At 60.6% G+C, this 24,590-nt stretch carries 21 protein-coding genes and 1 pseudogene; 14 read left to right on the forward strand and 8 right to left on the reverse strand.

Annotation, left to right across the window (positions count from 1 at the left end; genetic code table 11):
- Position 1 precedes the first annotated feature (1 nt).
- The 6 genes from odhB (at position 2) to JFU04_RS08425 (ending at position 7,607) form a co-directional block, all read left to right on the forward strand.
- A complete protein-coding gene (gene odhB, locus JFU04_RS08400) occupies positions 2 to 1,225 on the forward strand; it encodes a 2-oxoglutarate dehydrogenase complex dihydrolipoyllysine-residue succinyltransferase (protein WP_065901552.1) in 1,224 nt (407 codons plus the stop codon).
- A gap of 99 nt (positions 1,226 to 1,324) precedes the next feature.
- On the forward strand, positions 1,325 to 2,761 hold the full coding sequence (lpdA, locus tag JFU04_RS08405; RefSeq protein WP_065901549.1) for a dihydrolipoyl dehydrogenase: 1,437 nt from the start codon (positions 1,325 to 1,327) through the stop codon (positions 2,759 to 2,761).
- A 204-nt stretch (positions 2,762 to 2,965) separates the two neighbouring features.
- Complete coding sequence (sucC, locus tag JFU04_RS08410; RefSeq protein WP_003190011.1) at positions 2,966 to 4,132, forward strand: ADP-forming succinate--CoA ligase subunit beta; 1,167 nt, start codon at positions 2,966 to 2,968, stop codon at positions 4,130 to 4,132.
- A complete protein-coding gene (gene sucD, locus JFU04_RS08415) occupies positions 4,132 to 5,013 on the forward strand; it encodes a succinate--CoA ligase subunit alpha (RefSeq protein ID WP_003172813.1) in 882 nt (293 codons plus the stop codon). Before sucC ends, sucD begins: the two co-directional genes overlap by 1 nt.
- 416 nt (positions 5,014 to 5,429) lie before the next feature.
- Entirely contained in the window at positions 5,430 to 6,743 is a 1,314-nt protein-coding gene (gene brnQ, locus JFU04_RS08420) for a branched-chain amino acid transport system II carrier protein (protein ID WP_201143837.1), read from the forward strand.
- Between the two features lie 126 nt (positions 6,744 to 6,869).
- Positions 6,870 to 7,607: a DUF599 domain-containing protein gene (locus JFU04_RS08425; RefSeq protein WP_065901545.1), complete on the forward strand. Its 738-nt coding sequence runs from the start codon at positions 6,870 to 6,872 to the stop codon at positions 7,605 to 7,607.
- 89 nt (positions 7,608 to 7,696) lie between these two features.
- Here the strand turns inward: JFU04_RS08425 and JFU04_RS08430 are convergent, their stop codons facing one another.
- Positions 7,697 to 7,948 carry a hypothetical protein gene (locus tag JFU04_RS08430; RefSeq protein WP_065901929.1) on the reverse strand — a complete coding sequence of 84 codons (252 nt, stop codon included), beginning with the start codon at positions 7,946 to 7,948 and terminating at the stop codon, positions 7,697 to 7,699.
- Between the two features lie 158 nt (positions 7,949 to 8,106).
- Between JFU04_RS08430 and JFU04_RS08435 the strand changes: the two genes are divergently transcribed.
- The 4 genes from JFU04_RS08435 (at position 8,107) to JFU04_RS08450 (ending at position 11,926) form a co-directional block, all read left to right on the forward strand.
- A complete protein-coding gene (locus JFU04_RS08435; protein ID WP_065901542.1) occupies positions 8,107 to 8,583 on the forward strand; it encodes a PaaI family thioesterase in 477 nt (158 codons plus the stop codon).
- Complete coding sequence (locus JFU04_RS08440; RefSeq protein WP_106804690.1) at positions 8,580 to 9,032, forward strand: PaaI family thioesterase; 453 nt, start codon at positions 8,580 to 8,582, stop codon at positions 9,030 to 9,032. Before JFU04_RS08435 ends, JFU04_RS08440 begins: the two co-directional genes overlap by 4 nt.
- A gap of 89 nt (positions 9,033 to 9,121) precedes the next feature.
- Positions 9,122 to 11,026: a molecular chaperone HtpG gene (gene htpG / locus JFU04_RS08445; protein WP_106805702.1), complete on the forward strand. Its 1,905-nt coding sequence runs from the start codon at positions 9,122 to 9,124 to the stop codon at positions 11,024 to 11,026.
- Between the two features lie 171 nt (positions 11,027 to 11,197).
- Complete coding sequence (locus JFU04_RS08450; protein ID WP_065901536.1) at positions 11,198 to 11,926, forward strand: dienelactone hydrolase family protein; 729 nt, start codon at positions 11,198 to 11,200, stop codon at positions 11,924 to 11,926.
- A 78-nt stretch (positions 11,927 to 12,004) separates the two neighbouring features.
- Here the strand turns inward: JFU04_RS08450 and JFU04_RS08455 are convergent, their stop codons facing one another.
- Both JFU04_RS08455 and JFU04_RS08460 read right to left on the reverse strand, forming a co-directional pair.
- Positions 12,005 to 12,871: a pirin family protein gene (locus JFU04_RS08455; protein ID WP_201143838.1), complete on the reverse strand. Its 867-nt coding sequence runs from the start codon at positions 12,869 to 12,871 to the stop codon at positions 12,005 to 12,007.
- A gap of 64 nt (positions 12,872 to 12,935) precedes the next feature.
- Entirely contained in the window at positions 12,936 to 13,352 is a 417-nt protein-coding gene (locus tag JFU04_RS08460) for an OsmC family protein (RefSeq protein WP_065901531.1), read from the reverse strand.
- Between the two features lie 140 nt (positions 13,353 to 13,492).
- Here JFU04_RS08460 and JFU04_RS08465 point away from each other — a divergent pair, with 140 nt between their 5' ends.
- The 3 genes and pseudogenes from JFU04_RS08465 to JFU04_RS30560 all read left to right on the forward strand — a co-directional run bounded on the left by JFU04_RS08465 (position 13,493) and on the right by JFU04_RS30560 (position 16,238).
- A complete protein-coding gene (locus JFU04_RS08465) occupies positions 13,493 to 14,515 on the forward strand; it encodes an amidohydrolase family protein (protein ID WP_201143839.1) in 1,023 nt (340 codons plus the stop codon).
- Between the two features lie 97 nt (positions 14,516 to 14,612).
- Positions 14,613 to 15,383 (forward strand): annotated as a pseudogene (locus JFU04_RS30555) (MCP four helix bundle domain-containing protein); the annotation flags it as partial.
- Positions 15,375 to 16,238, forward strand: a complete 864-nt coding sequence (locus JFU04_RS30560; RefSeq protein WP_404940335.1) for a methyl-accepting chemotaxis protein — start codon at positions 15,375 to 15,377, stop codon at positions 16,236 to 16,238. The pseudogene JFU04_RS30555 and the gene JFU04_RS30560, both read left to right, overlap by 9 nt.
- Positions 16,239 to 16,415: 177 nt before the next feature.
- Here the strand turns inward: JFU04_RS30560 and fabB are convergent, their stop codons facing one another.
- From fabB to JFU04_RS08495, 5 genes are all read right to left on the reverse strand, one after another.
- Positions 16,416 to 17,636: a beta-ketoacyl-ACP synthase I gene (fabB, locus tag JFU04_RS08475; RefSeq protein ID WP_017134470.1), complete on the reverse strand. Its 1,221-nt coding sequence runs from the start codon at positions 17,634 to 17,636 to the stop codon at positions 16,416 to 16,418.
- 11 nt (positions 17,637 to 17,647) lie between these two features.
- Complete coding sequence (gene fabA / locus JFU04_RS08480; RefSeq protein WP_010211704.1) at positions 17,648 to 18,163, reverse strand: 3-hydroxyacyl-[acyl-carrier-protein] dehydratase FabA; 516 nt, start codon at positions 18,161 to 18,163, stop codon at positions 17,648 to 17,650.
- A 249-nt stretch (positions 18,164 to 18,412) separates the two neighbouring features.
- Positions 18,413 to 20,314: an ATP-binding protein gene (locus JFU04_RS08485; RefSeq protein ID WP_120448002.1), complete on the reverse strand. Its 1,902-nt coding sequence runs from the start codon at positions 20,312 to 20,314 to the stop codon at positions 18,413 to 18,415.
- Positions 20,311 to 21,246 (reverse strand): ABC transporter substrate-binding protein, encoded by a 936-nt coding sequence (locus JFU04_RS08490; protein WP_106804685.1) that lies wholly within the window; start codon positions 21,244 to 21,246, stop codon positions 20,311 to 20,313. Before JFU04_RS08490 ends, JFU04_RS08485 begins: the two co-directional genes overlap by 4 nt.
- Before the next feature lies 1 nt (position 21,247).
- Positions 21,248 to 23,368 (reverse strand): TonB-dependent receptor plug domain-containing protein, encoded by a 2,121-nt coding sequence (locus JFU04_RS08495; RefSeq protein ID WP_315974939.1) that lies wholly within the window; start codon positions 23,366 to 23,368, stop codon positions 21,248 to 21,250.
- A gap of 195 nt (positions 23,369 to 23,563) precedes the next feature.
- On the opposite strand from JFU04_RS08495, the gene JFU04_RS08500 reads away from it, so the two are divergent.
- Positions 23,564 to 24,589 (forward strand): NAD(P)H-dependent glycerol-3-phosphate dehydrogenase, encoded by a 1,026-nt coding sequence (locus JFU04_RS08500; protein WP_106804683.1) that lies wholly within the window; start codon positions 23,564 to 23,566, stop codon positions 24,587 to 24,589.
- The last annotated feature ends 1 nt before the right edge of the window (position 24,590 follow it).

The raw sequence follows: 24,590 nt of genomic DNA on the forward strand, positions 1-24,590 counted from the left end.
AATGGCTATCGAAATCAAAGCCCCGTCATTCCCGGAATCGGTTGCCGATGGCACCGTTGCCACCTGGCACAAGAAACCAGGTGAGGCCGTCAAGCGTGACGACCTGATCGTCGACATCGAGACCGACAAAGTCGTGCTGGAAGTGTTGGCCGAAGCTGACGGCGTACTGGGCGCAATCGTTGCCGAAGAAGGCGCTACCGTGCTGTCGAACCAGGTTCTGGGCTCGATCGAAGAGGGCAGTGCTGCCGCCGCCGCTCCAGCCGCTGCTGCACCGGCTGCTGCTCCAGCCGCCGCCGCTGCTCCGGCTGCGGGTGGCGAAGATCCAATCGCTGCACCGGCTGCGCGTCAGTTGGCTGAAGAAAATGGCATCAACCTGGCTTCCATCAAAGGCACCGGCAAAGACGGCCGTGTGACCAAGGAAGACGTGGTTGCCGCTGTTGAAGCCAAGAAAAACGCACCGGCTGCCGCACCTGCCAAGGCTGCTGCCCCGGCTGCTGCTGCGCCTGTGTTCGCTGCTGGCGACCGCACCGAGAAGCGTGTGCCGATGACTCGCGTACGTGCCACCGTGGCCAAGCGCCTGGTTGAAGCACAGTCGAACATGGCGATGCTGACCACCTTCAACGAAGTCGACATGACTGAAGTCATGGCCCTGCGTTCGAAGTACAAGGACCTGTTCGAGAAGTCCCACAACGGCGTGCGCCTGGGCTTCATGTCGTTCTTCGTGAAAGCGGCCACCGAAGCGCTGAAACGCTTCCCGGCTGTCAACGCTTCCATCGACGGCAACGACATCGTTTACCATGGCTACGCAGACGTCGGCGTTGCCGTGTCCAGCGACCGTGGCCTGGTGGTTCCAGTACTGCGTAACGCCGAGCTGATGAGCCTGGCTGAAATCGAAGGCGGCATCGCGACCTTCGGCAAGAAAGCCCGTGACGGCAAGCTGACCATCGACGAGATGACCGGCGGTACCTTCACCATCACCAACGGTGGTACCTTCGGTTCGATGATGTCGACCCCGATCGTCAACCCGCCACAAGCCGCGATCCTGGGCATGCACAACATCATCCAGCGTCCGATGGCCATCAACGGCCAAGTCGTGATCCGCCCAATGATGTACCTGGCACTGTCTTACGATCACCGCCTGATCGATGGTAAAGAAGCCGTGACTTTCCTGGTGACCATCAAGAACCTGCTGGAAGACCCGGCTCGTCTGCTGCTGGACATCTAAAGACGCAGCTGCAAGTTGCGAGCTACAAGCTGTAGGAAAAAGCAGCTTGGCTTGCAGCTTGTCGCTTGAAGCTTGTCGCTGAATAGAGGATCTATTTTCATGACACAGAAATTTGACGTTGTAGTGATTGGTGCAGGTCCTGGCGGCTACGTTGCCGCCATCAAGGCCGCACAACTGGGCCTCTCGACTGCTTGCATCGAAAAATACACCGACAAGGAAGGCAAACTGGCACTGGGCGGTACCTGCCTGAACGTTGGTTGCATTCCTTCCAAGGCGCTGCTGGACAGCTCCTGGAAATTCCACGAAGCCCAAGACGGCTTCGCGATCCACGGCATCAACCATGCTGGCGTGACCATGGACGTGCCAGCAATGGTCGGCCGTAAAGCCAACATCGTCAAAGGCCTGACTTCCGGCGTTGCGACCCTGTTCAAGGCCAACGGCGTTACTTCCCTGCAAGGCCACGGCAAACTGCTGGCCGGCAAGAAAGTTGAAATCACCAAGCCAGACGGTTCGGTTGAAGTCATCGAAGCCGAGAACGTGATCCTGGCACCAGGTTCGCGTCCAATCGACATTCCACCGGCTCCAGTCGACCAGAACGTGATCGTTGATTCGACCGGCGCCCTGGAATTCCAATCGGTTCCAAAACGCCTGGGCGTGATCGGCGCTGGCGTGATCGGCCTGGAACTGGGTTCGGTCTGGTCCCGTCTGGGTTCTGAAGTGACCGTGCTGGAAGCCCTGGACACGTTCCTGCTGGCTGCCGACACTGCGGTGTCCAAAGAAGCGCTGAAAACCCTGACCAAGCAAGGTCTGGACATCAAGCTGGGCGCACGCGTGACCGGCTCCAAGGTCAACGGCGAAGAAGTTGTCGTGACCTACACCGACAAGGATGGCGAACAGACCATCACTTTCGACAAGCTGATCGTAGCCGTGGGTCGTCGTCCGGTGACCACCGACCTGCTGGCTTCCGACAGCGGCGTGAACATCGACGAGCGTGGTTTCATCCACGTTGACGATCACTGCGCAACCACCGTTCCTGGCGTGTACGCCATTGGTGACGTGGTGCGTGGCATGATGCTGGCGCACAAGGCTTCCGAAGAAGGCATCATGGTTGTCGAGCGCATCAAGGGCCACAAAACCCAGATGAACTACGACCTGATCCCGTCGGTTATCTACACCCACCCGGAAATTGCATGGGTCGGCAAGAACGAACAGCAGTTGAAAGCTGAAGGCGTTGAAGTTAACGTCGGCACCTTCCCGTTTGCCGCTTCTGGCCGTGCCATGGCAGCCAACGACACCGGTGGTTTTGTCAAAGTCATCGCTGATGCCAAGACTGACCGCGTATTGGGCGTCCACGTGATCGGCCCAAGCGCTGCAGAACTGGTTCAGCAAGGCGCAATCGGTATGGAATTCGGCACCAGTGCCGAGGACCTGGGCATGATGGTCTTCTCCCATCCGACCCTGTCCGAAGCGTTGCACGAAGCAGCGTTGGCAGTGAATGGCGGCGCCATCCACATCGCCAACCGCAAGAAGCGCTAAGCGAGATAATAAGAAACCACGGCGGAGTTGCCCGTCGTGAGCCTTGCGCGCAAGACTCACCGCGGAATATCCGCTGGACGCAGCCTTGCGCAGCTTTACGGGCCTTGAGCCCTGCAAGTTGCGCAAGCAGCAGTCACAGGTGGCGCGGCACTCATAATGAGCGCAGCGCCGAATGCGCAGTACCTAACGAAGACGGTAAAAAGCATGAATCTTCACGAGTATCAGGGTAAGCAGCTGTTCGCTGAATACGGCCTGCCAGTTTCCAAGGGCTACGCAGTAGACACCCCGGAAGCAGCAGCAGAAGCTTGCGACAAAATCGGCGGCAGCGAGTGGGTTGTCAAAGCCCAGGTCCACGCCGGTGGTCGCGGTAAAGCGGGCGGCGTTAAGCTGGTTCGCAGCAAAGAAGACGCCAAGGCCTTCGCACAGCAGTGGCTGGGCAAGCGTCTGGTGACTTACCAGACTGATGCCAATGGCCAGCCAGTCACCAAGATCCTGGTTGAATCGTGCACTGATATCGCTAAAGAGCTGTACCTGGGCGCTGTCGTTGACCGTTCGAGCCGTCGCATCGTGTTCATGGCTTCCACCGAAGGTGGCGTGGACATCGAGAAGATCGCTCACGAAACCCCAGAAAAAATTCTGAAAGCCACTATCGATCCACTGGTTGGCGCTCAGCCATTCCAGGGTCGTGAGCTGGCTTTCCAGTTGGGTCTGGAAGGCAAGCAAGTTGCCCAGTTCGCCAAGATCTTCGTTGGTCTGGCCAAACTGTTCCAGGATCACGATCTGGCCCTGCTGGAAGTGAACCCGCTGGTGATCAAGGCTGACGGCGATCTGCACTGCCTCGACGCCAAGATCAACATCGACGCCAACGCCATGTACCGTCAGCCTAAGCTGAAGACTTTCCACGATCCGTCGCAAGACGATCCGCGCGAAGCGCACGCTGCCAAGTTCGAACTGAACTACGTAGCCCTGGAAGGTAACATCGGTTGCATGGTCAACGGTGCTGGCCTGGCCATGGGTACCATGGACATCGTCAACCTGCATGGCGGCAAACCAGCCAACTTCCTCGACGTGGGCGGTGGTGCTACCAAAGAACGCGTTACCGAAGCCTTCAAGATCATCCTGTCCGACTCCAACGTCGCTGCAGTACTGGTCAACATCTTCGGCGGCATCGTTCGTTGCGACATGATTGCCGAAGGCATCATCGGTGCAGTGAAAGAAGTTGGCGTTAAAATCCCGGTTGTTGTTCGCCTTGAAGGTAACAACGCTGAACTGGGCGCTAAAGTACTGGCAGAAAGCGGTTTGAACATCATCGCGGCTACCAGCCTGACCGACGCTGCTCAACAAGTTGTCAAAGCTGCGGAGGGCAAATAATGAGCGTCCTGATCAATAAAGACACCAAAGTTATCTGCCAGGGTATTACCGGTTCGCAAGGTAGTTTCCACACCCAGCAAGCCATCGAATACGGCACCAAGATGGTTGGCGGCGTAACTCCGGGCAAAGGCGGCACCGAGCACCTGGGCCTGCCAGTGTTCAACACCGTGAAAGACGCTGTAGCAGCCACTGGCGCCACCGCCAGCGTGATCTACGTTCCAGCTCCTTTCTGCAAGGACTCGATCCTGGAAGCAGCATTCGGCGGCATCAAGCTGATCGTGTGCATCACCGAAGGCATTCCTACCCTGGACATGCTGGACGCTAAAGTTAAGTGCGACGAGCTGGGCGTAGTCCTGATCGGCCCTAACTGCCCAGGCGTGATCACCCCAGGCGAATGCAAGATCGGCATCATGCCAGGTCACATTCACTTGCCAGGTAAAGTCGGTATCGTTTCGCGTTCCGGCACCCTGACCTACGAAGCTGTGAAGCAGACCACTGACGCCGGTTTCGGTCAGTCGACTTGCGTCGGCATCGGCGGTGACCCGATCCCAGGCTCGAACTTCATCGACATCCTGAAGCTGTTCCAGGAAGACCCGAAGACCGAAGCGATCGTCATGATCGGTGAGATCGGCGGTTCGGCTGAAGAAGAAGCGGCTGCCTACATCAAGGCACACGTGACCAAGCCGGTTGTTTCCTACATCGCTGGTGTGACTGCCCCTGCGGGCAAGCGCATGGGCCATGCTGGCGCAATCATCTCTGGCGGCAAAGGCACTGCAGACGAGAAATTCGCTGCACTGCAAGACGCAGGCGTTAAAACCGTGCGTTCGCTGGCAGACATCGGCAAGGCCCTGGCCGAGCTGACCGGTTGGGCTGTCAAGTAAGCCTCGCGCTAACCTGACGCTTCACCACGCAAAGGCCACCTTCGGGTGGCCTTTGTGCTTTCTGCAGGTTGCTGAAAATCAAAATGTGGGAGCGGGCTTGCTCGCGAATGCGGTCTATCAGTTGATACATTCAGTGCTGACCCACCGCATTCGCGAGCAAGCCGCTCCCACATTCTATTGCGTTCCAGCATTTAGATATACAGATGCGACATCAAAGTGTCGCTTATCGGACAGTCCGCCCCGCAACAGTGCGTTTGTCAGGCTAATTCTGTAATCTAGCCGCCTCTTTATGCGTCCGCATCCCAAAAGGAAGCTGCGCGCTAGACCGGTCGGTCCCCATCAGGGCCGGCAGTATTTCCCTCATCCATAGGGAATCCCTCTCTAAATTCCGATTCAGTAGTGTGGTATTTCCTCAAATGAAAGTGTTGAAAAGCCAGGATGTCCTGGCGCTGGGCTTCATGACGTTTGCCCTGTTCGTGGGCGCTGGCAACATCATCTTCCCGCCAATCGTTGGTTTGCAGTCCGGGCCTCACGTCTGGATGGCAGCGCTGGGTTTCCTGATCACTGCGGTGGGCCTGCCGGTGGTCACCGTGATCGCCCTGGCCAAGGTCGGCGGCGGCATGGACGCGTTGAGCAGCCCGATCGGCAAGATCGCCGGTGGCCTGCTCGCGGCAGCGGCGTATCTGGCGGTAGGGCCGCTGTTCGCCACCCCGCGTACCGCAACCGTGTCGTTTGAAGTCGGCCTGGCGCCGTTGACCGGTGAAAGTCCGCTGGCACTGTTTCTCTACAGCTCGGTGTATTTCCTGGTGGTGTTCTTCGTCTCCCTCTATCCGGGCCGACTGCTGGACACCGTGGGGCGTTTTCTCGCGCCGCTGAAAATCATCGCGCTGGCCATCCTCGGCATCGCCGCGTTTGCCCTGCCGGCCGGCGAAGTGGGCGTGGCTACCCCTGAGTACGTGGCTGCGCCGTTCTCCCAGGGCTTTATCAATGGTTACCTGACCATGGACACCCTGGGCGCGCTGGTGTTTGGCATCGTGATCGTCAACGCGATCCGTTCCCGTGGTGTCGATTCGCCCAAGCTGATCACCCGCTACGCGATCATTGCCGGCCTGATTGCCGGCGTCGGCCTGGCACTGGTCTACATCAGTCTGTTCCGCCTCGGTTCGGGCAGCCATGCAGTGGCTGCCGGTGCCAGTAACGGCGCTGCGGTATTGCACGCCTACGTGCAGCACACGTTCGGTTCGCTGGGCAGCGGCTTCCTCGCGGTGCTGATCTCCCTCGCGTGCCTGGTCACTGCGGTGGGCCTCACCTGCGCCTGCGCCGAGTATTTCAGCCGCGTCCTGCCGCTGTCCTACAAGGCCCTGGTGGTGATCCTCGCGCTATTCTCGCTGTTCGTGTCGAACCTGGGCCTGACCAAGCTGATTGCGTTCTCGATCCCGGTGCTCACCGCGATCTACCCGCCGTGCATCGTGCTGGTGGCCTTGAGCTTCTGCAAAGATTTCTGGCAGGAACAGGGTCGTATCGTCGGTCCGGTGATGCTGGTGTCGTTCATCTTCGGTTGCATCGACGCACTCAAGGGTGCTGGCCTGGCCGATTGGATGCCGTCGCAACTGGCGCACCTGCCATTGAGCGAGCAGGGCCTGGCATGGTTGGTGCCTTCGGTGATGACCTTGGGCGTGGCGTTCGTGATTGATCGCATGCTGGGCAAGCGCAGCGAAGCGCTCGCTTAAATAGCCGGCTTCACGCTACATGGAAATGCCCCGTATCAATCGATACGGGGCATTTTTTATGTGTTTGCAACACGATCCCGTAGGAGCCGGCTTGTGTTCACCCAACCACCGCTTAATAGGACCCCCATGTCGTTCGTCGAAACCAATCAGATCCACCTGCTTGCCGCCCTCTGGTTTGTCCTGTGTTGGGGCGGCTACACCCGCTATGCCACCTGGAAGGCCCGGGACACTGCGTGCCTGGCCAGTGTGCTGCATCTGTATCGCGAAGACTGGATGCGCCGCATGCTGCTGCGCGACAACCGCATCGCCGACGCCAGTGTGATCGGCAACCTGGAACGCAACGCGTCGTTCTTTGCCTCCAGCACCTTGATCATCCTGGCCGGCATTCTCACCGTGCTCGGTGCTTCAGAGCGCGCAGTCTCGCTGCTGGCTGACATTCCCATGGTGCAGCAGGCGTCCCAGGGCATGTCGGAGATCAAGCTGCTGTGCCTGGCCCTGGTGTTCGTCTATGCGTTCTTCACGTTCAGTTGGTGCATGCGCCAGTACAACTTTGCGGCAGTGCTGGTCGGCTCGGCGCCGATGGTGGGGGAGCGGCATGTGTCGGAGCAGGAGCGCAAGGCATTTGCGCTACGCGCGGCGCGGGTGATTTCCATGGCGGCCAACCAGTTCAACTTCGGCCTGCGCGCTTATTACTTCGGCATGACCATGCTGGCGTGGTTTGTCAGCCCCTGGTTGTTCATGTTGATGAGTGCCGGAGTGGTGGTCGTGCTGTACCGTCGCGAGTTTCATTCCGACGTACTGCAAGTGATGGTGTATACCCAGACGGACACACCGCCGCCGGAGGCGGTTAAAGAGTCGGCTTAAGTAACCTTGAAATAAAAACACCAGGCAAAGTAAAGCCCGCTATCTAAGCGGGCTTTCTTTTTGCAGCCAAGCTATTTCAAGCCGCGGTATCAAGAACCGCTGGCAGGGGTAGCAGGTGCTGCTTCTTTCGCTGCGGCTTCGTTCGATTCAGCCTGAGCTTTGGCAGCATCGGCGTTTTCTTTCGCAGCGTCGTTCACTTTATCCTGAGCCTTCGCCATATCTTTTTGAGCTTGCTCGGAATGTGCGGCGGCGTCTTGGGCTTTGTCTTCGGATTTCTTATCGCAGGCAGCGAGACCGAGGGCAGCGGCCAACATCATGGAAATAGCTAAAGTCTTGCGCATGGGGTGTTTCTCCTTATTGAAGATATCTACTGGCCTTTCGAGCATGGGCGTTCTGCATTAGTTCCTTTAATTCCACAGATATATAAACCATCGGCGCAAAGGAACTTTCCTGCCCGCCGGCTATTGCACCGATCATCACTAATAAGAGTCTTCAACGAATGACCGAAAATCCCTTGTTAGAGCGTGCGTCGCGCTTTGTATCAGCCTTGCGCCATTGTCAGGTGCTGGGTATCACCGCTCATCAGGCCAGCGAGGAGGGCATCACGCTGCTCATGCCCTATGCGCCGCAACTGGTCGGCGACCCGCGGACCGGCGTCATTCACGGTGGCGCATTGACCTCCCTGATGGACACCGCCTGCGGCATGGCCACCCTGTGCGTGTTGCCGGAGTTCGAGGTGTGCCCGACCCTCGACCTGCGTATCGACTACATGCATCCCGCCGCACCGCACCAGCCTGTCTATGGGTTTGCCCAATGCTACCGGGTGACCACCGACGTGATCTTCACGCGCGGCTTTGCCTACCAGGATGACCCACAGCAGCCTATCGCCCATGTCGTCGGCACGTTCATGCGCATGGGCAAGCGTCTCAAAGGGGCGCAAGGGTTGAGCAACACGATCAAGGGAGAGCAGGCATGACCCATCGATTCAAGACGCGCCTGGAGCAGGCCCATGAACGCGGCGATTACGCAGCGCTGCTCGAACTGATCCCCTACGCCAAGCTGATCGGTATCGAATGCACCCGGCTTGGGGATGAGTTGCTGTTCCGCCTGCCGGCCAACAAGGACAATATTGGTAACCCGATATTGCCGGCGCTGCATGGCGGGGTCATCGCAGGCTTCATGGAGTTGTCTGCCGCGCTGCATCTGCTGGTGTTCACCGGCGCGCCGGGCTTCCCGAAAATCATCGATTTCTCCCTCGATTACCTGCGTGCCGGGCAGTTTCGCGACACCTACGCCAAATGCCAGGTGTGGCGCCAGGGCCGACGGGTCGCGAATGTGGCGATCACCGCCTGGCAAAGCACGCAGGCTGAGCCCATCGCCACCGCCCGCGCGCATTTCAAGATTGAGGAAGTCGGCCGCCCTTGAAATCCTGCTCTTAGCCCCCAACTTTGATGACAACCCGCCGCCAACCCTCAAGGGCGCGGCCACTGCCATCCAATTGGAGTTTGATGACCATGAGTGTGGAAACTCAAAAGGAAACCCTGGGCTTCCAGACCGAGGTGAAGCAACTGCTGCACCTCATGATCCATTCGCTGTATTCCAACAAGGAAATCTTCCTTCGCGAATTGATCTCGAACGCCTCTGACGCTGTCGACAAATTACGTTTCGAAGCCCTGTCCAAGCCTGAATTGCTGGAAGGCGGCGCCGAACTGAAAATCCGCGTGAGCTTCGACAAGGACGCCAAGACCGTCACCCTCGAAGACAACGGCATCGGCATGAGCCGCGAAGACGCGATCACCCACCTGGGGACCATCGCCAAATCCGGCACCGCCGACTTCATGAAAAACCTCTCGGGCGACCAGAAGAAAGATTCGCACCTGATCGGCCAGTTCGGCGTGGGCTTCTACTCGGCCTTCATCGTCGCCGACAAGGTGGAAGTCTTCAGCCGCCGCGCCGGCCTCGACGCCAGCGAAGGCGTGCATTGGTCCTCGAAAGGCGAGGGCGAATTCGAAATTGCCACGATCGACAAGGCTGATCGCGGCACGCGCATCGTCCTGCACCTCAAGTCCGGTGAAGACGAATTCGCCGATGGCTGGCGCCTGCGCAACATCGTCAAGAAGTACTCCGACCACATCGCCCTGCCGATCGAGCTGCCGAAAGAACCAGCGGCTGCCGAAGGCGAAGAAGCGCCTGCCCAGGAATGGGAAGTGGTCAACCGCGCCAGCGCGCTGTGGACCCGTCCGCGTACCGAGATCAAGGACGAGGAATACCAGGAGTTCTACAAGCACATCGGTCACGACTACGAAAACCCGCTGAGCTGGAGCCACAACAAGGTCGAAGGCAAGCTGGAATACAGCTCGCTGCTCTATGTGCCGGCCCGCGCGCCGTTCGACCTCTACCAGCGTGAAGCGCCAAAAGGCCTGAAACTCTACGTACAGCGCGTGTTCGTCATGGACCAGGCGGAATCCTTCCTGCCGCTGTACCTGCGCTTCATCAAGGGCGTGGTCGACTCCAACGACCTGTCGCTGAACGTGTCGCGGGAAATCCTGCAAAAAGACCCGATCATCGACTCGATGAAGTCGGCGCTGACCAAGCGCGTGCTCGACATGCTGGAAAAACTGGCGAAGAACGAGCCTGAGCAATACAAGGGCTTCTGGAAAAACTTCGGCCAGGTCATGAAAGAAGGCCCGGCGGAAGATTTTGCCAACAAGGAAAAAATCGCCGGCCTGCTGCGTTTTGCCTCCACTCAAGGCGACGACGGCGAGCAGAACGTTGCCCTGGCCGAATACCTGGCGCGCGCCAAGGAAGGCCAGGACAAGATCTACTACCTCACCGGCGAAACCTACGCGCAGGTCAAGAACAGCCCGCACCTGGAAGTCTTCCGCAAGAAAGGCATCGAAGTGCTGCTGCTGACCGACCGTATCGATGAGTGGCTGATGAGCTACCTCAACGAGTTCGACGGCAAATCCTTCGTCGACGTGGCTCGTGGTGACCTGGACCTGGGTAACCTCGACTCCGAAGAAGAGAAGAAAGAAGCCGAAGAAGTCGCCAAGTCCAAAGAAGGCCTGGTTGAGCGGATCAAGGCGTCCCTGGGCGACGCGGTCAGCGAGGTGCGGGTTTCCCACCGCCTGACCGATTCCCCGGCGATCCTGGCTATCGGCGAGCAGGACCTGGGCATGCAGATGCGTCAGATCCTGGAAGCCAGCGGCCAGAAGGTACCGGACTCCAAGCCGATCTTCGAATTCAACCCGGCTCACCCGCTGATCGAGAAACTCGACGGCGAGCAGAGCGAAGAGCGTTTTGGCGACCTGTCGCACATCCTCTTCGACCAGGCGGCCCTGGCCGCTGGCGACAGCCTGAAAGACCCGGCCGCCTATGTGCGCCGACTGAACAAGCTGTTGGTGGAACTGTCGGTTTAACACCGTTGTAGAAAAACCCGCTTCGGCGGGTTTTTTCATTTGTAGCGCTTCACTGCAGGTGCACGCCTGTCGATGAAAAACTCGATGGCACTGCGTTCATTCAGGATGCTCGCGCTATTGTTGACGTTCTTCCCGAGCAAGCGTGCGCCTACACCTCAACTGGAGTAAATGATGAGCCAAGTCACTGTGCGTTCCGTGGTCTATCAGATTGATGGCCAGTCTTATGAAAGCCGCCTGGCATTCGATGCCAGCCACAAGGGCCCGCTGCCGGGTCTGCTGATGGCGCCGAACTGGATGGGTGTGAGTGCGGGGGCCGAAGAAATCGCCAAGACCGTCGCCAGCAAAGGCTATGTGGTGCTGATCGCCGACCTGTACGGGCAAACGGTGCGCCCATCCAACGGCGATGAAGCCGGTGCAGCGATGATGCCGCTGAAAAATGACCGCCCGTTGTTGAACAAGCGCATGCAAGCAGCGTTTGAGCAACTGCAAGGCCAGACCGAAGCCGCAGTGGACACCTCGAAACTGGCTACCTTTGGCTTCTGTTTCGGCGGCTGCTGCTCTCTGGAGCTGGCGCGTACCGGTGCGCCGCTCAAGGCTGCCGTGTCGTTCCACGGCACCCTCGACACGCCGAACCCGGCGGACGCGAAGAACATCAAGGGTTCCGTGCTGGTGCTGCACGGTGCTTCCGACCCGTTGGTGCCGAAAGAGCAACTGCCGGCCTTTGAAGATGAAATGAACGCGGCCGGTGTGGATTGGCAACTGCTGAGCTACGGCGGCGCGGTGCATTCGTTTACCGACCCGCATGCCAATGTGCCGGGCAAGATGATGTACGACGCAAAGACCGCTGCGCGGGCTTTCCAGTCGATGCATAACTTGCTGGATGAAGTGTTCAAGGGCTAAAGCTTGAGCGCCTGTCAGGGCGTCTTAGCGGCCAAGCCCACTCCCAGTTGAATGTGGGAGCGGGCTTGCCTGCGAAGGCTATCTGACAGGCAACTCGATCCTGTCGGTTTCTCCCGGCACCGTCGGCCAATCCCCAGCCGCCCAGCGCTGCCTGGCCTGCTCGATCAGCGCCGGATCGCTCGCGACAAAATTCCAATTGATCCGTCGTGGTCCATCCAGTGGCGCGCCGCCAAACACCACCAGGTGACAATCACTGTCGGCAAACAACGTCATTGCCTGCCCGGGCTTCAGCACCACCAGGCTGTTGACCTCCAGCCCCTCGCCGTCCAACTGCGCTTCACCGTCCAGCACATACACGGCGCGTTCCTCATGCTCATCCGGGATCAGCAGGGTGGTGGCCGTCTGCATCTGCACCTCGGCATACAGCGTGGGTGACAGCACCGGCACCGGCGATTTCAGGCAGAAGCCGCTGCCCGCGATCATGCGGATCGTCACACCCAGATTGTTACTCACCGGCAGGCTCGCGGCTGGGTGATGGCTGTAGTGCCCTGGTCCGTTTTCGTGGTCCTTGGGCGAAGCCAGCCACACTTGCAGCCCGTGCAGGCTGAAGCCACTGGCCTTGAGCGCCTCGGGCGTGCGCTCGACGTGGGCAATTGCGCTGCCGGCAGTCATCCAGCTGACATCGCCGGCCTGCACCACCTGGTCCGAACCCAGGCTGTCCTTGTGCTGCAGTGCGCCTTCGAACAGGTAGGTGAGGGTCGACAGGCCGATATGCGGGTGCTGGCGGATATTCATGCCGCTGCCTGGTGCGTAGCGGGTGGGCAGCATATGGTCGAAAAACACAAAAGGCCCGACGCTGCGGCATTCCCGCGAAGGCAGCGGGCGCAGGATAGGCTGGCCTTCGACATCTTCGGGGCGCGGGCGGATCACAGTGAGGGCGGTCATGGTGCATCCCAGTCTGAGCGGGTTAGGTGGCTTTGAGCATAACCCGCCCGACGGGAGGTTGCCGCTATTGGCTGAAGGCGCCTTCCGACAATGTTGTCTCGATGGTGACTTCGGCCGTGGTCATCAGCTTGTGCACCGGGCAGCGATCCGCCACGCGATGCAGTTCGTCGCGCTGCTCGTCAGTCAGCACGCCCTTGAGGGTCAGCTTGACGGCGAGCTTGTATTTACCCTTTTGCTCTTCACTGGCGTCGTGGCTGACTTCCACGGTCACGCCGGTCAGCGGGATGTCTTTTTTCTGTGCGTAGAGCTTGACGGTCAAGGCCTTGCACGAGGCCAGCGCGGCATCGAAGTAGTCGTGGGGGGAGGGCGCCGAATCGTCACCGCCCAGGCTTTTGGGCAGGTCGGTAAACAGCTCGTGGTTGTTGATGTTGACGCTGTGACGGAAGTTGTCGGCGTTCAACGTATTGACGGTAACTGGCATGGCAAACCTCACAGGGTGGCAGGATGAAGGTCATGCAGTTATAGAGCATGCTGGCACTTCGGTGTTCCGCGATTTTTGCCGGCTGAACCCCGGCAAGGCGCGCAAGGTCTACCAGAGTCAGCCCCTATCGAGGTTTTATCGTGCCCTGGACCCGCCTGAGTCTTGCCCTGTTACTCGCTGCCACCAGCCTGGCCGCCCACGCGCGTGACTATGCCTACAGCGACGCGCACCTGCATTACGTGGATTTTTTCCAGGAGACGGCAGGCATGGACAAGCTGCTCAAGGCCATGGCCGATAACCGCATCGAGCACGTGATGATTTCCGGTATCCCGGTGGCGAAGAAATGGCACGAAGACGAACCCAAGCGCCCGCGCTACTACGCCGGTGATGACGCCGATGCCTATTGGTACAGTGCCACCGATGTGATCGTTGCGGCGGCGGTGACTAAACTGACGCCTGAACAGCGCCAGCACTTTCATCCCTTCCTCAGTGGCTTCAACCCCAACGACAAGAACTCCGCCGCGCACATCCAGCGCATGCTCGATCTCAATCCCGGGCTGTGGCAGGGCATCGGCGAGGTGTTCACCCGCCACGACGACCTGACCGCCCTGACATCCGGCGATACCCCGCGCGCGAATAACGAAGCCATGACCCGCATCTATCACTTGGCGGCCGAGAACGACCTGCCGGTGATGCTGCACTCCAATATTACCTCCAAGCGCGAACGGAATCCGCTGTACCTGGCCGAAGTGGAGGAATCACTGCGCAACCACCCGCACACGCGCTTTATCTGGGCGCATGCCGGCACCAGCAAGGAAATCCATCGCCACCAGGTGCAGATGGATTTTTTACTGCCCACCTTGAGTCGGCTGCTGGAGGCCTATCCCAACCTGTACATCGACCTGTCCTGGAGCATGCTCACGCCTTACTTGCTGGATGACGCGGGCAAGCCTCGGCCAGAGTGGACAGCGTTGGTGGAGCGCTTCCCGGAGCGTTTTATGCTGGGGTCGGACGTGGTAGGGCGTTTCAACAAGCTGGGTAAGGAAATGCACCGCTTCGAGCCCTTCCTCGACGCGCTTCCTGAGGACATTGCCCACAAGGTGGCGCGGGATAACTTCCTGGCCATCCTGCCTAAAGCGCCTCGCGATTTGCCTCCTCGTTGATATCGCGTTTTGGTCTTACGCAATCGGGCGAGGACGCCGATAACGTTCAGGAGACCGGCTGCAGGTGGATGCAGCGCTTCTGGAAGGAACCTACGCAATGAATGTTCGCAGTTTGAATATCGCCCCGCGCGCCGGCTTGGGCTTTGGCGTGCTGGCATTGATGGTGTTTGCCCTGGGCGGCTTTGCCCTGTTGCAGATGGCCAATATGCGCCAGCAATCGGATCAGGTGGAGAACAACTGGCTGCCCAGCGTGATGGCGGTGGGGGAGATGAGCCAGGACCTGCTGCGGGTGCGCGCGCTGACCTTGCGCTTGCTGCTTAACCGCGAGCCCGAGGCGCTGGCGCAGAACGAGCGCAAGCTCAATGACCTCAAGAGCGGCTTGCATCACGCGCAGACCCTGTACGAAGCGCTGATCGTGCTGCCCGAGGAGCGCACGCTGTTTGACCGCTTCAAGGTCCAGGAACAGCAATACCTGCAACGCCAGGAACAGGTGATGGGGTTTTCCAGGGCCAATCAGCTGGAGGACGCTATCAGGGTGGTCAACGGCGAAATGAATCAACTCGCCGATGAAATGGCTGCGACCCTGCGCGACCTGGTCAACCTGAATAAGACCAACGCCAACCTGGCGGCAAGCCTGGCGCAGAGTGTGTTCAGCCAGTCGCGCAGTTGGGTGATCGGCATGATCGTGCTCACGGCGTTGATTACCATCGGGCTGGCGGTGTGGCTGACGCGCAGCATTGTGTTGCCACTGGCGCAGTCGTTGAAGGTCGCCCAGGGCGTTGCCAGTGGCGATCTCACCGGCAACATAAGCGTCACCGGCAACGACGAGCCCGCGCGCCTGCAGCAGGCGCTCAAGGGCATGCAGGAGAACCTGCGCGACACTATCCGGCGTATTTCCGAGTCGTCGAACCAGTTGGCATCGGCTTCCGAGGAGCTCAGTTGTGTCACCGAGGACGCCACGCGCGGCCTGCATCAGCAAAACCAGGAAATCGAACAGGCGGCCACGGCGGTCAACCAGATGACGGCAGCGGTGGAGGAAGTGGCGAGTAACGCCGTGGCCACCTCCCAGGCCTCGCGCGAGTCCGACCGCATTGCCCAGCAAGGGCGTGAGCAGGTGCACCAGACGGTGGTGTCCATCGAGGCGCTGGCCACTGACGTGACCGACAACGTGACGCAGGTCGAGGACCTGGCGCAAAAGGTCTATGGCATCAGCAAGGTGCTGGACGTGATCCGCTCGATTGCCGAACAGACCAACCTGCTCGCACTGAATGCAGCCATCGAGGCGGCGCGGGCCGGGGATGCCGGGCGCGGCTTTGCGGTGGTGGCCGATGAAGTGCGCGCGCTGGCCCACCGTACCCAGCAATCGACCCAGGAAATCGAGCAGATGATCAGCGGCATTCAGCAGGGCACCGACCAGGCGGTCAGCTCGATGCAACAGAGCAACAGTCGCGCGCGTTCCACCCTGGATATCGCCAAGTCGGCGGGGATGGCACTGGAGGAAATTGCCTCGGCGTTTACCTTGATCAACGAGCGCAACCTGGTGATCGCCAGTGCGTCCGAGCAACAGGCGGCCGTGGCGCGGGAGGTGGATCGCAATTTGATGAACATTCGCGACTTGGCGCACCAGACATCGACCGGGGCGAACCAGACCAGCGCGGCGAGCCAGGAGTTGTCGCGGCTGGCGGTGGACCTGAATTCGATGGTGGCGCGGTTTTCGGTGTAGGGCAGCTGCTCGAGCTGGCGCCATCGCAGGCAAGCCAGCTCCTACATTTGGCTGTATTCACACTTCAAAATGCCGGAGCTGGCTTGCCTGCGATAGAGGCGCCGCGGTCTCACCTGTAATCACCCACAAAAAAGCCCCGAACCAGTCGGGGCTTTTTATTGGGTCGAGCTACAGGTCTTACTTACCCTGCCAGCGTTTCAGTACCAGGGTGGCGTTGGTGCCACCGAAGCCGAAGCTGTTGCTCATCACGGTGTCGATCTTGGCGTTTTCGACGGTCTTGGTCAGGATCGGCATATCGGCGACGACCGGGTCGATCTCGTCGATGTTGGCCGAACCGGCCATGAAGTTGCCTTCCATCATCAGCAGGCAGTAGATCGCTTCGTGAACGCCGGCGGCGCCCAGGGAGTGACCGGACAGGCTCTTGGTGGAGCTGATGGCTGGCGCCTTGTCGCCGAATACCGCACGCACACCTTCCATTTCCTTGGCGTCACCGACCGGAGTCGACGTGCCGTGGGTGTTCAGGTAGTCGATTGGGGTATCCACGGTGGACATGGCCATCTGCATGCAACGGATGGCGCCTTCACCGCTTGGCGCAACCATGTCGTAGCCGTCGGAGGTCGCGCCGTAGCCGACGATTTCCGCGTAGATCTTGGCGCCACGGGCGAGGGCGTGTTCCAGCTCCTCGACCACCACCATGCCGCCACCGCCGGCGATGACGAAACCGTCACGCTTGGCGTCGTAGGCGCGGGAGGCCTTCTCCGGGGTTTCGTTGTACTGGGTGGACAGTGCGCCCATGGCGTCGAACAGGAACGACTGGCTCCAATGTTCTTCTTCACCGCCGCCGGCGAACACGATGTCCTGCTTGCCCAGCTGGATCTGCTCAACGGCAGTCCCGATGCAGTGGGCGCTGGTCGCGCAGGCGGAGGAAATCGAGTAGTTCACGCCCTTGATCTGGAATGGCGTGGCCAGGCAGGCGGAAACGGTGCTGCCCATGGTCCGTGTGACGCGGTAAGGGCCTACACGCTTGACGCCTTTTTCGCGCAGGATGTCCAGCGCTTCCATCTGGTTCAGGGTGGATGCGCCGCCCGAACCGGCGATCAGGCCGGTGCGTACGTTCGAAACCTGGTCTTCGCTCAGGCCGGAGTCGGCAATCGCGTCTTTCATGGCCAGGTAGGCATAGGCGGCAGCGTGGCCGACGAAGCGGTAGATCTTGCGATCGATCAGTTCTTCGAGGGGCAGGTCGATGGAGCCGGAAACCTGGCTACGCAGACCCATTTCGGCATATTCCGGGTTGAAGCGGATGCCAGGGCGACTTGCACGCAGGTTAGCGGTGACGGTCTCTTTGTCATTGCCCAGGCAAGAAACGATGCCCAGACCAGTGATAACGACGCGGCGCATGCGGATAACCCTTAAAAGTTGTCAGTGGAAGTGAATACGCCGACCCGAAGGCCTTCGGCAGTATAGATCTCGCGACCGTCGACGCTCACCGAACCATCGGCGATGGCCAGGTTCAGCTTGCCCTTGAGGACGCGCTTGATCTGAATGTTGTAGGTGACTTTCTTGGCGGTCGGCAGGACCTGGCCAAAGAACTTCACTTCGCCCGAACCCAGGGCACGGCCGCGGCCCGGCAGGCCTTGCCAGCCGAGGAAGAAACCGACCAGCTGCCACATGGCGTCGAGGCCCAGGCAGCCCGGCATCACAGGGTCGCCTTCGAAATGGCAGGCGAAGAACCACAGGTCCGGGGTGATATCCAGCTCGGCGACCAATTCACCTTTGCCGTACTTGCCACCCTCTTCGCTGATATGGGTGATGCGATCCACCATCAGCATGTTCGGGGCGGGCAGTTGCGCGTTACCTGGGCCGAACAGCTCACCGCGACTGCAGCGCAGCAGGTCTTCCCGAGTAAAGGCGTTTTGTTTGGTCATGCGAGCTCCTCAATAATCCCATGCGGCAGGGTAGGGCAAATCTTCCCGAACCGAATGAAGCGTTCATGCCTCATGTCGGCAGCCTACACATAGACTATTGCGTTGTAGTGAAAGTCACAGCGGCAAGGTACTGAATGTACACTTGTTCACTGAAATTTTAAACCGGGCCTGTTTATCGGCCCGTTTGGGTGCCTAAGACTGCCGCACTTTCGTCTTTCACGCCAGTCGGAAGTGGCTGATGGCGCGGCGCTATTGCACCCAACGCTGCAGTATTTGCTGCAAATCCGTGCGTTTGAACGGCTTGGCCAGGTAATCGTTCATTCCCGCTGCGAGACACGCCTCACGGTCACCCTGCAGGGCGTTCGCGGTGAGGGCGATAATCGGCAGGTCGGCGCAGCCCGGCAACTGGCGAATCTGGCGGGTCGCTTCATAGCCGTCGATCAGCGGCAGCCGGCAATCCATCAGGATCGCAGTGAAAATCAGGCTCTCGGCGCTGCGGATCGCCTCGGCGCCGTCGGTGGCCAGACTGACCTGGAAGCCCAGGCTGCGCAGCATGGCTTCGACCACCGTGCGGTTCACCGGATTGTCCTCCACCAGCAACACATGGCGACCCTCTCCGGCGCTGGTCTTGCCTTCGGCGTTGGCGGCAATCGCCGGCACGCTGTGCTGGTCGATGGCCAGCGGGATTTCCAGGGTAAACACCGAGCCACGGCCTTCTTCGCTCTGGGCGCGCAAAGTGCCACCCATGCGCTCGGCCAGGGTACGGGCGATGGGCAGGCCGAGGCCAGTGCCGCCGTAACGTCTTGAAATGGAACTGTCAGCCTGCTGGAACGCATCGAACATCAATTCCAGGCGTTCGGCGGAAATCCCGATGCCACTGTCGCGCACGGTGCAGGTGAACCACACCAGTTCATGGTCCAGGGTCTGCCAATGGGGCTCGACGCTGACGGTGCCGTGTTCGGTGAACTTCAGCGCATTGCCGATCAGGTTCACCAGGATCTGGCGGATACGCGTCGGATCGCCCTGCACCCGCAGGGTGTCCATGCCGGGCGGGATCGGTAGTTGCAACGCCAACCCGCGCTGCTGGGCGCTGTGCTGGAAGGCCTGGGCACAGCTGTTGATCAGGTCCGCCAGGTTGAACGGAATGTGCTCCAGCTCGAGGGCGGCGCGCTCGATGCGCGAGAAGTCGAGGATGTCGTTGATGACCTTGAGCAGGTGCTCGGTGGACTCGGAGGCCAGCGCCGCGTATTCGGTCTGCTCCTCGGTCATCTCGGTGGTTTCCAGCAACTGCAGCATGCCCAGCACGCCGTTCATCGGCGTGCGCAGCTCATGGCTCATCATCGCCAGGAAGTCTGACTTGGCGTTGTTGGCGCGCTCAGCCTCCTCGCGGGTCTGGATCAACTGCGCCATGGCCTGCTGCTGTTCGCGACTGGCCTGGTTGAGGCCTTCGGCGAGGTTGTTGATATGCCGCGACAGGTCGCCCAGTTCCGAGTCATCGACAATCGGCAGCGGCGTCTTGTAGTCGCCTTGCTGGATGGCTTTCACCGCGTGGCCCATGGCGCTGATCGGCTGCGACAGGCTGGCGGCCAGGCGCCGTGCGAGCAGGAAGGTAAACAGCAGGGCGAACAGCGCGAGGATCCCGGCCTTGAACAGGATTTCCTGCTGGCGCTGGCTGAACGCGTCGTTGGACATGCCGACAATCACCCGGCCCAGGTAGTCCGCGCGGGGTGCCTTGGGTTCGTTGAGATTGTCCTGGAAAAAGTCGTTGCCCAGCTGGATATGCTGGAGGCGGATCGGCGCCTGGAAGACTTTCACCGACAGCGAGCGGTCATGTTTTTCCGAGGGCTGCTCGACGTAGACGAGGATGTTCTCGCTGCTGTCCTGGATCTCCAGGAAGCGCACGTGGGGCGTGGCCAGCGTGGCGCGCAGCAGGCTGTCGAGCACGTCGTTGTTGCCGGAAATCACCCCGTATTCAGTGGCCGGCGCCAGTTGGTTGGCGATCAGTTGGCCGGTGTGGTCGAGTTCCTGGCGCAGGTCCTGGATACGCACGAAGGTGAAGAAGCTGATCAACAGCAACGTCAGCAACAGCGCCGGGCCCAGGGTGATGAGCTGGGTGCGGGTGTTGATGTCCCAACGACGACGCAAGGTCATGGGTGTTTTTCTCCTTCGGCCAATCGGGCGGCGACGCTGGCGTCGTCCACCTGTTCGATGCCCAGTGAGCGCGCAACTTGCGGGTTGCCGACGACTTTGAAGTGTCTCGGGTACAGCGCGCGCGGCCAGGTGGCTGGCGGTTGTTCAAGCAAATGGTCGAGCACGCTCAGCCAGTCGGCCTGGTCGCTGTAAGTGCTGGCCAGGCTGCCGGCCCGCACGAACCCGGCGTTCGGCCCCACCAACGGCAATTGTTGGGCGTAGCTGCTGAGCAACAGGTTCTTCGCGGTTTTCGGGTTGTAGAGTTGTGGATCGTCGAGGCCGAGCAGCACGTCGCTGTTTCTGAACAGCGATTGCAGCGGGCGGCTGTCGTTAATGTTGTCCCAGCGCTGTGGCACGATTTCCAGGCCCAGCAACGTGGCCTGCTGGCGCAACTCGGGCAGCAGGAATTCGCTGTCGGCGCTGTAGAGCACGCCAATGCGCTGCGCTTGCGGCAGGATATTGTTGATCAGGCGCAGTTGGCGCTCCAGCGGCGGGTCGCTCCACAGCAGGGTAATGCGTGGATGCTGGGTGCTGCCCGGCCGTTCATGGGCTTGCAGGCGGCTGATGCGCAGCACCAGGGTCGGCGGGCCCTGGGCGTCCTGCAGGCGCCAGTCGAGGCCGGGCAGGTCGAGCAGGATCAGGCGGGTCGTGGCCGGCAGGTGGCTGGGGGCCGGCAGGTCCTTGAGGGGCGTGAAGGTGACATGGTCCTGCGGTCGTTGCTCGGCCAGGGCCTTGGTAAAAGCCTGCACGCCGGCACCGTCCTCGGCGGCGGTCAACAGGATCTCGGCACTCCAGGCCGGTGTGGCCAGCAACAGACAGGCCAGCAGCACGCTGCGCCGGCAGAGTGTGTAGAGGTCAATAAAGAAGAAGGTCATCCGTGACGAGTCGCCCATATCAGAACTCTAACTCCGCGCTGAAGTAGAGTACGTGACGGTGGTCGTAATTGTTATCGGCCCATGTCGTGGGCTGGTTATCGAGGCGTTGTTGCAGCATGCCGGCCAGCTCCACGTTGGCTTTGCCCAGGGCAATACGCTTGGCCACGCGCAGGTCGACCCGTTCGAAGCGATATTGGTTGAGTGCGTCGTCGCCATAGTAGAACAGCGCGCTGGACCAGCCGTGGCCCCATTCGCGCAACCAGCCGGCCGAACCACTGTTACGCGCGGTCTGCGCTTTGTCCAGCGGATTGCTGGAGCTGGCATCCACATAAGCATAGGTGAGCCGCAGGCGGTCGGCGTTGCTCATGCGCCAGTCGAATTGCGATTCGGCACCGCTGAACCGTGCGCTGTTGGCATTGCTGGCAATGTACTGGTTGTTGCGCAGCGGCGAGCTGATCATGTCGGTGATTTCGTCGTAGAACAGCTTGACGTCCATGTTCAGCCCGATATCGGCAAAGAAACCGTTGTAGCCCAGTTCCCGCGAGCGCATCAGTTCTTTGTCGAGGTTGCCCGGGCCGCGCGTCTTCACGAAGTACTGGCCGCTGGTCTGGCCATAGGCCGGGGAGCTGAGGTTGGTGACGCGATAGCTCCAGTTGACATTGTTTTCGAACATGTCCGGCGAGCGGATTGCCTCGGAGTACACCGCGCGCAGGCCGTGGCGCGGGTTGATCAGGTAGTTGACCGCCACCCGTGGCGTCAGCGAGTTGCCGCTCAGGTGCGTGTCTTCATACATCGCGCCGCCCTGCAGCAGCCAATGTTCGCTGGCGCGCCATTCCAGTTGGCCGAACAGGCGCCAGGTGGTGTCGTCCAGGGTACCGTTGAAGTAGGTGTCGGAGTCGGCCCGGTCGTAGCGATAATTCATACCGCTGACCAGGCGCAGGCTGTCGGACAGGCTGAGGGTGTCCTGGACCTCGATGTCGTAGCGGCTTTCGCGGGTGCTCTGGTCGATATCGCCGCACACGCTCTGGTTGTTGCCGTCGCGCCACTGGTCCAGCACCCGGTTGGCCAGCGCTTGCTCGGCGGCGCTGCCGGGTGGCGCGCTGCCCTGGCTGTAGGTGTCCATGTGGCGGGCGAGCAGCTCGGCGTAGTTGGGGTTCATCTGCCACAACTGGGTCAGTTCCGGACTGAACGAGACCTTGGCGTCGCAGGCCTTCCAGACTTGCTGGCGGTCCCACTGTTGCGCAGAGCCCTGGATGTACAGGCTGTGGTCGGGGTTGAAGTCGAAATTCCAGCGCAGGGAGCCGGCATAGTCCTTGGACTTGACGTCGGAATTGTTACCGCCTTCGGTAATCCCGGCGAAGACCGGGGTGTAGGTATAAGGCCGTTGATTGGTGCCTTCCTTGGCATCCAGTTGCCAGTCGATACTCTGCTGCGCATTCAACGTCTGGCTCACCGCCAGGCTGAAGCGGTTGAGGCGGCGGCTGTCACGGCGATCGGCGCCGCTGGCGTCAGTGTCGAAACCGTCGTCCTGCTGGCCGGACAGCGACAAGCGCAGATCGCCGGTTTCCCAACCCACGCCCTGGCTGGCATAGAAGTCATTGATGCCCCGTTCGCCGCGCACCACCTTGACCCTTGAACCATGGCTGTTGGCCGGCGAGCGCGTGAGGATATTGACCACCGCCATCAATGCATTGGCGCCGTAACTGACGGTGTTGGGCCCGCGAAAAACCTCGATGCGCTCGATGTCTTCCATGGCCACCGGGATATCGCTCCAGTCCACCGTGGCCAGGCCGGCGCGGTACACCGAGCGGCCGTCGATCAGCACCTGCATGCGCCGCGCATCGCTGGCGCTGGTGCCGTGGTAGTTCACTGCCGCCTGGTTGCCGGTGGTGTAGCCGACCATCATCCCCGGTACCAGGCGCAGCAGTTCGCTGATGTCGCGTGCGCCGCTGGCCTTGATCAGCTCGCTGTCGATCACGGTCATGCTGCCGGGCACCGCGGCGGCCGATTGCTTCAGGCGCGTGGCGGTCAACACTTGCGGCAGCGGCTGGCTGTCGAGGAACAGGTCGTCGGCCAATACCGGTGCACTGCACAACAGCATCAGCCACAGAGATGAACGGGGAGGAGGGCCCAAATACACGGCACGGCCTTGATAATTACGGATAGCCGCCCATGTTAACTGAGGTAGGGTCTTTTGCCAGTCGTCGGACTTGCAATTACTTCACCCGCGCGCGGCATTTTCCGACAAGCGTACGAATTGATACGGGGGCTGGCCGCAAGCGGGTCGCTCCGTATAATGCCGCCATCGCCACTGGTATGGATTAACGGATTGCATATGACTGAACAGCGCCCTATTGCGGTCCTGGGAGGCGGAAGTTTTGGTACCGCCGTGGCTAACCTGCTGGCCGAGAACGGCCATCCGGTACGGCAGTGGATGCGTGATCCCGAGCAGGCCGAGGCCATTCGGGTGCACCGCGAAAATCCGCGTTACCTCAAGGGCATCAAGATTCTTCCCGGGGTCGAGCCGGTTACAGACCTGCTGGCCACCCTGACCGAGTGCGACCTGTGCTTCGTCGCCCTGCCTTCCAGCGCCTTGCGCTCGGTGCTGGCGCCGCACGCCGACCGGTTGGCGGGCAAGCTGCTGGTCAGCCTGACCAAGGGCATCGAGGCGCAGACCTTCAAGCTGATGAGCGAGATCCTCGAAGAGATCGCCCCGCAGGCGCGCATCGGCGTGCTCTCCGGGCCGAACCTGGCGCGGGAAGTGGCCGAGCACGCGCTGACCGCCACCGTGATCGCCAGCGAAGATGAAGCGCTGTGCGAGCGCGTGCAGGCGGTGCTGCACGGCCGCACTTTCCGCGTCTACGCCAGCAGTGACCGCTTTGGCGTCGAGCTGGGCGGCGCGTTGAAGAACGTCTACGCGATCATCGCCGGCATGGCCGTGGCACTGGGCATGGGCGAAAACACCAAGAGCATGCTGATCACCCGCGCCCTGGCAGAAATGACCCGCTTTGCGGTGAACCAGGGCGCCAATCCGATGACCTTTCTCGGGCTGGCGGGCGTGGGCGACTTGATCGTCACCTGCTCGTCGCCGAAAAGCCGCAACTACCAGGTAGGGTTCGCCCTCGGCCAGGGCCTGAGCCTGGACGACGCGGTGACGCGGCTCGGCGAAGTGGCCGAAGGGGTCAACACCCTCAAGGTGCTCAAGGCCAAGGCCCAGGAAGTCGGCGTGTACATGCCGCTGGTCGCCGGGCTGCACGCGATCCTGTTCGAAGGGCGCACCTTGAACCAGGTCATCGAGCTGTTGATGCGGGCCGAGCCTAAAACCGATGTCGATTTTATTTCCACCAGTGGTTTCAACTGAG

This window comes from Pseudomonas sp. TH21 (genome assembly GCF_016651025.1).
GTDB lineage: Bacteria > Pseudomonadota > Gammaproteobacteria > Pseudomonadales > Pseudomonadaceae > Aquipseudomonas > Aquipseudomonas aylmerensis.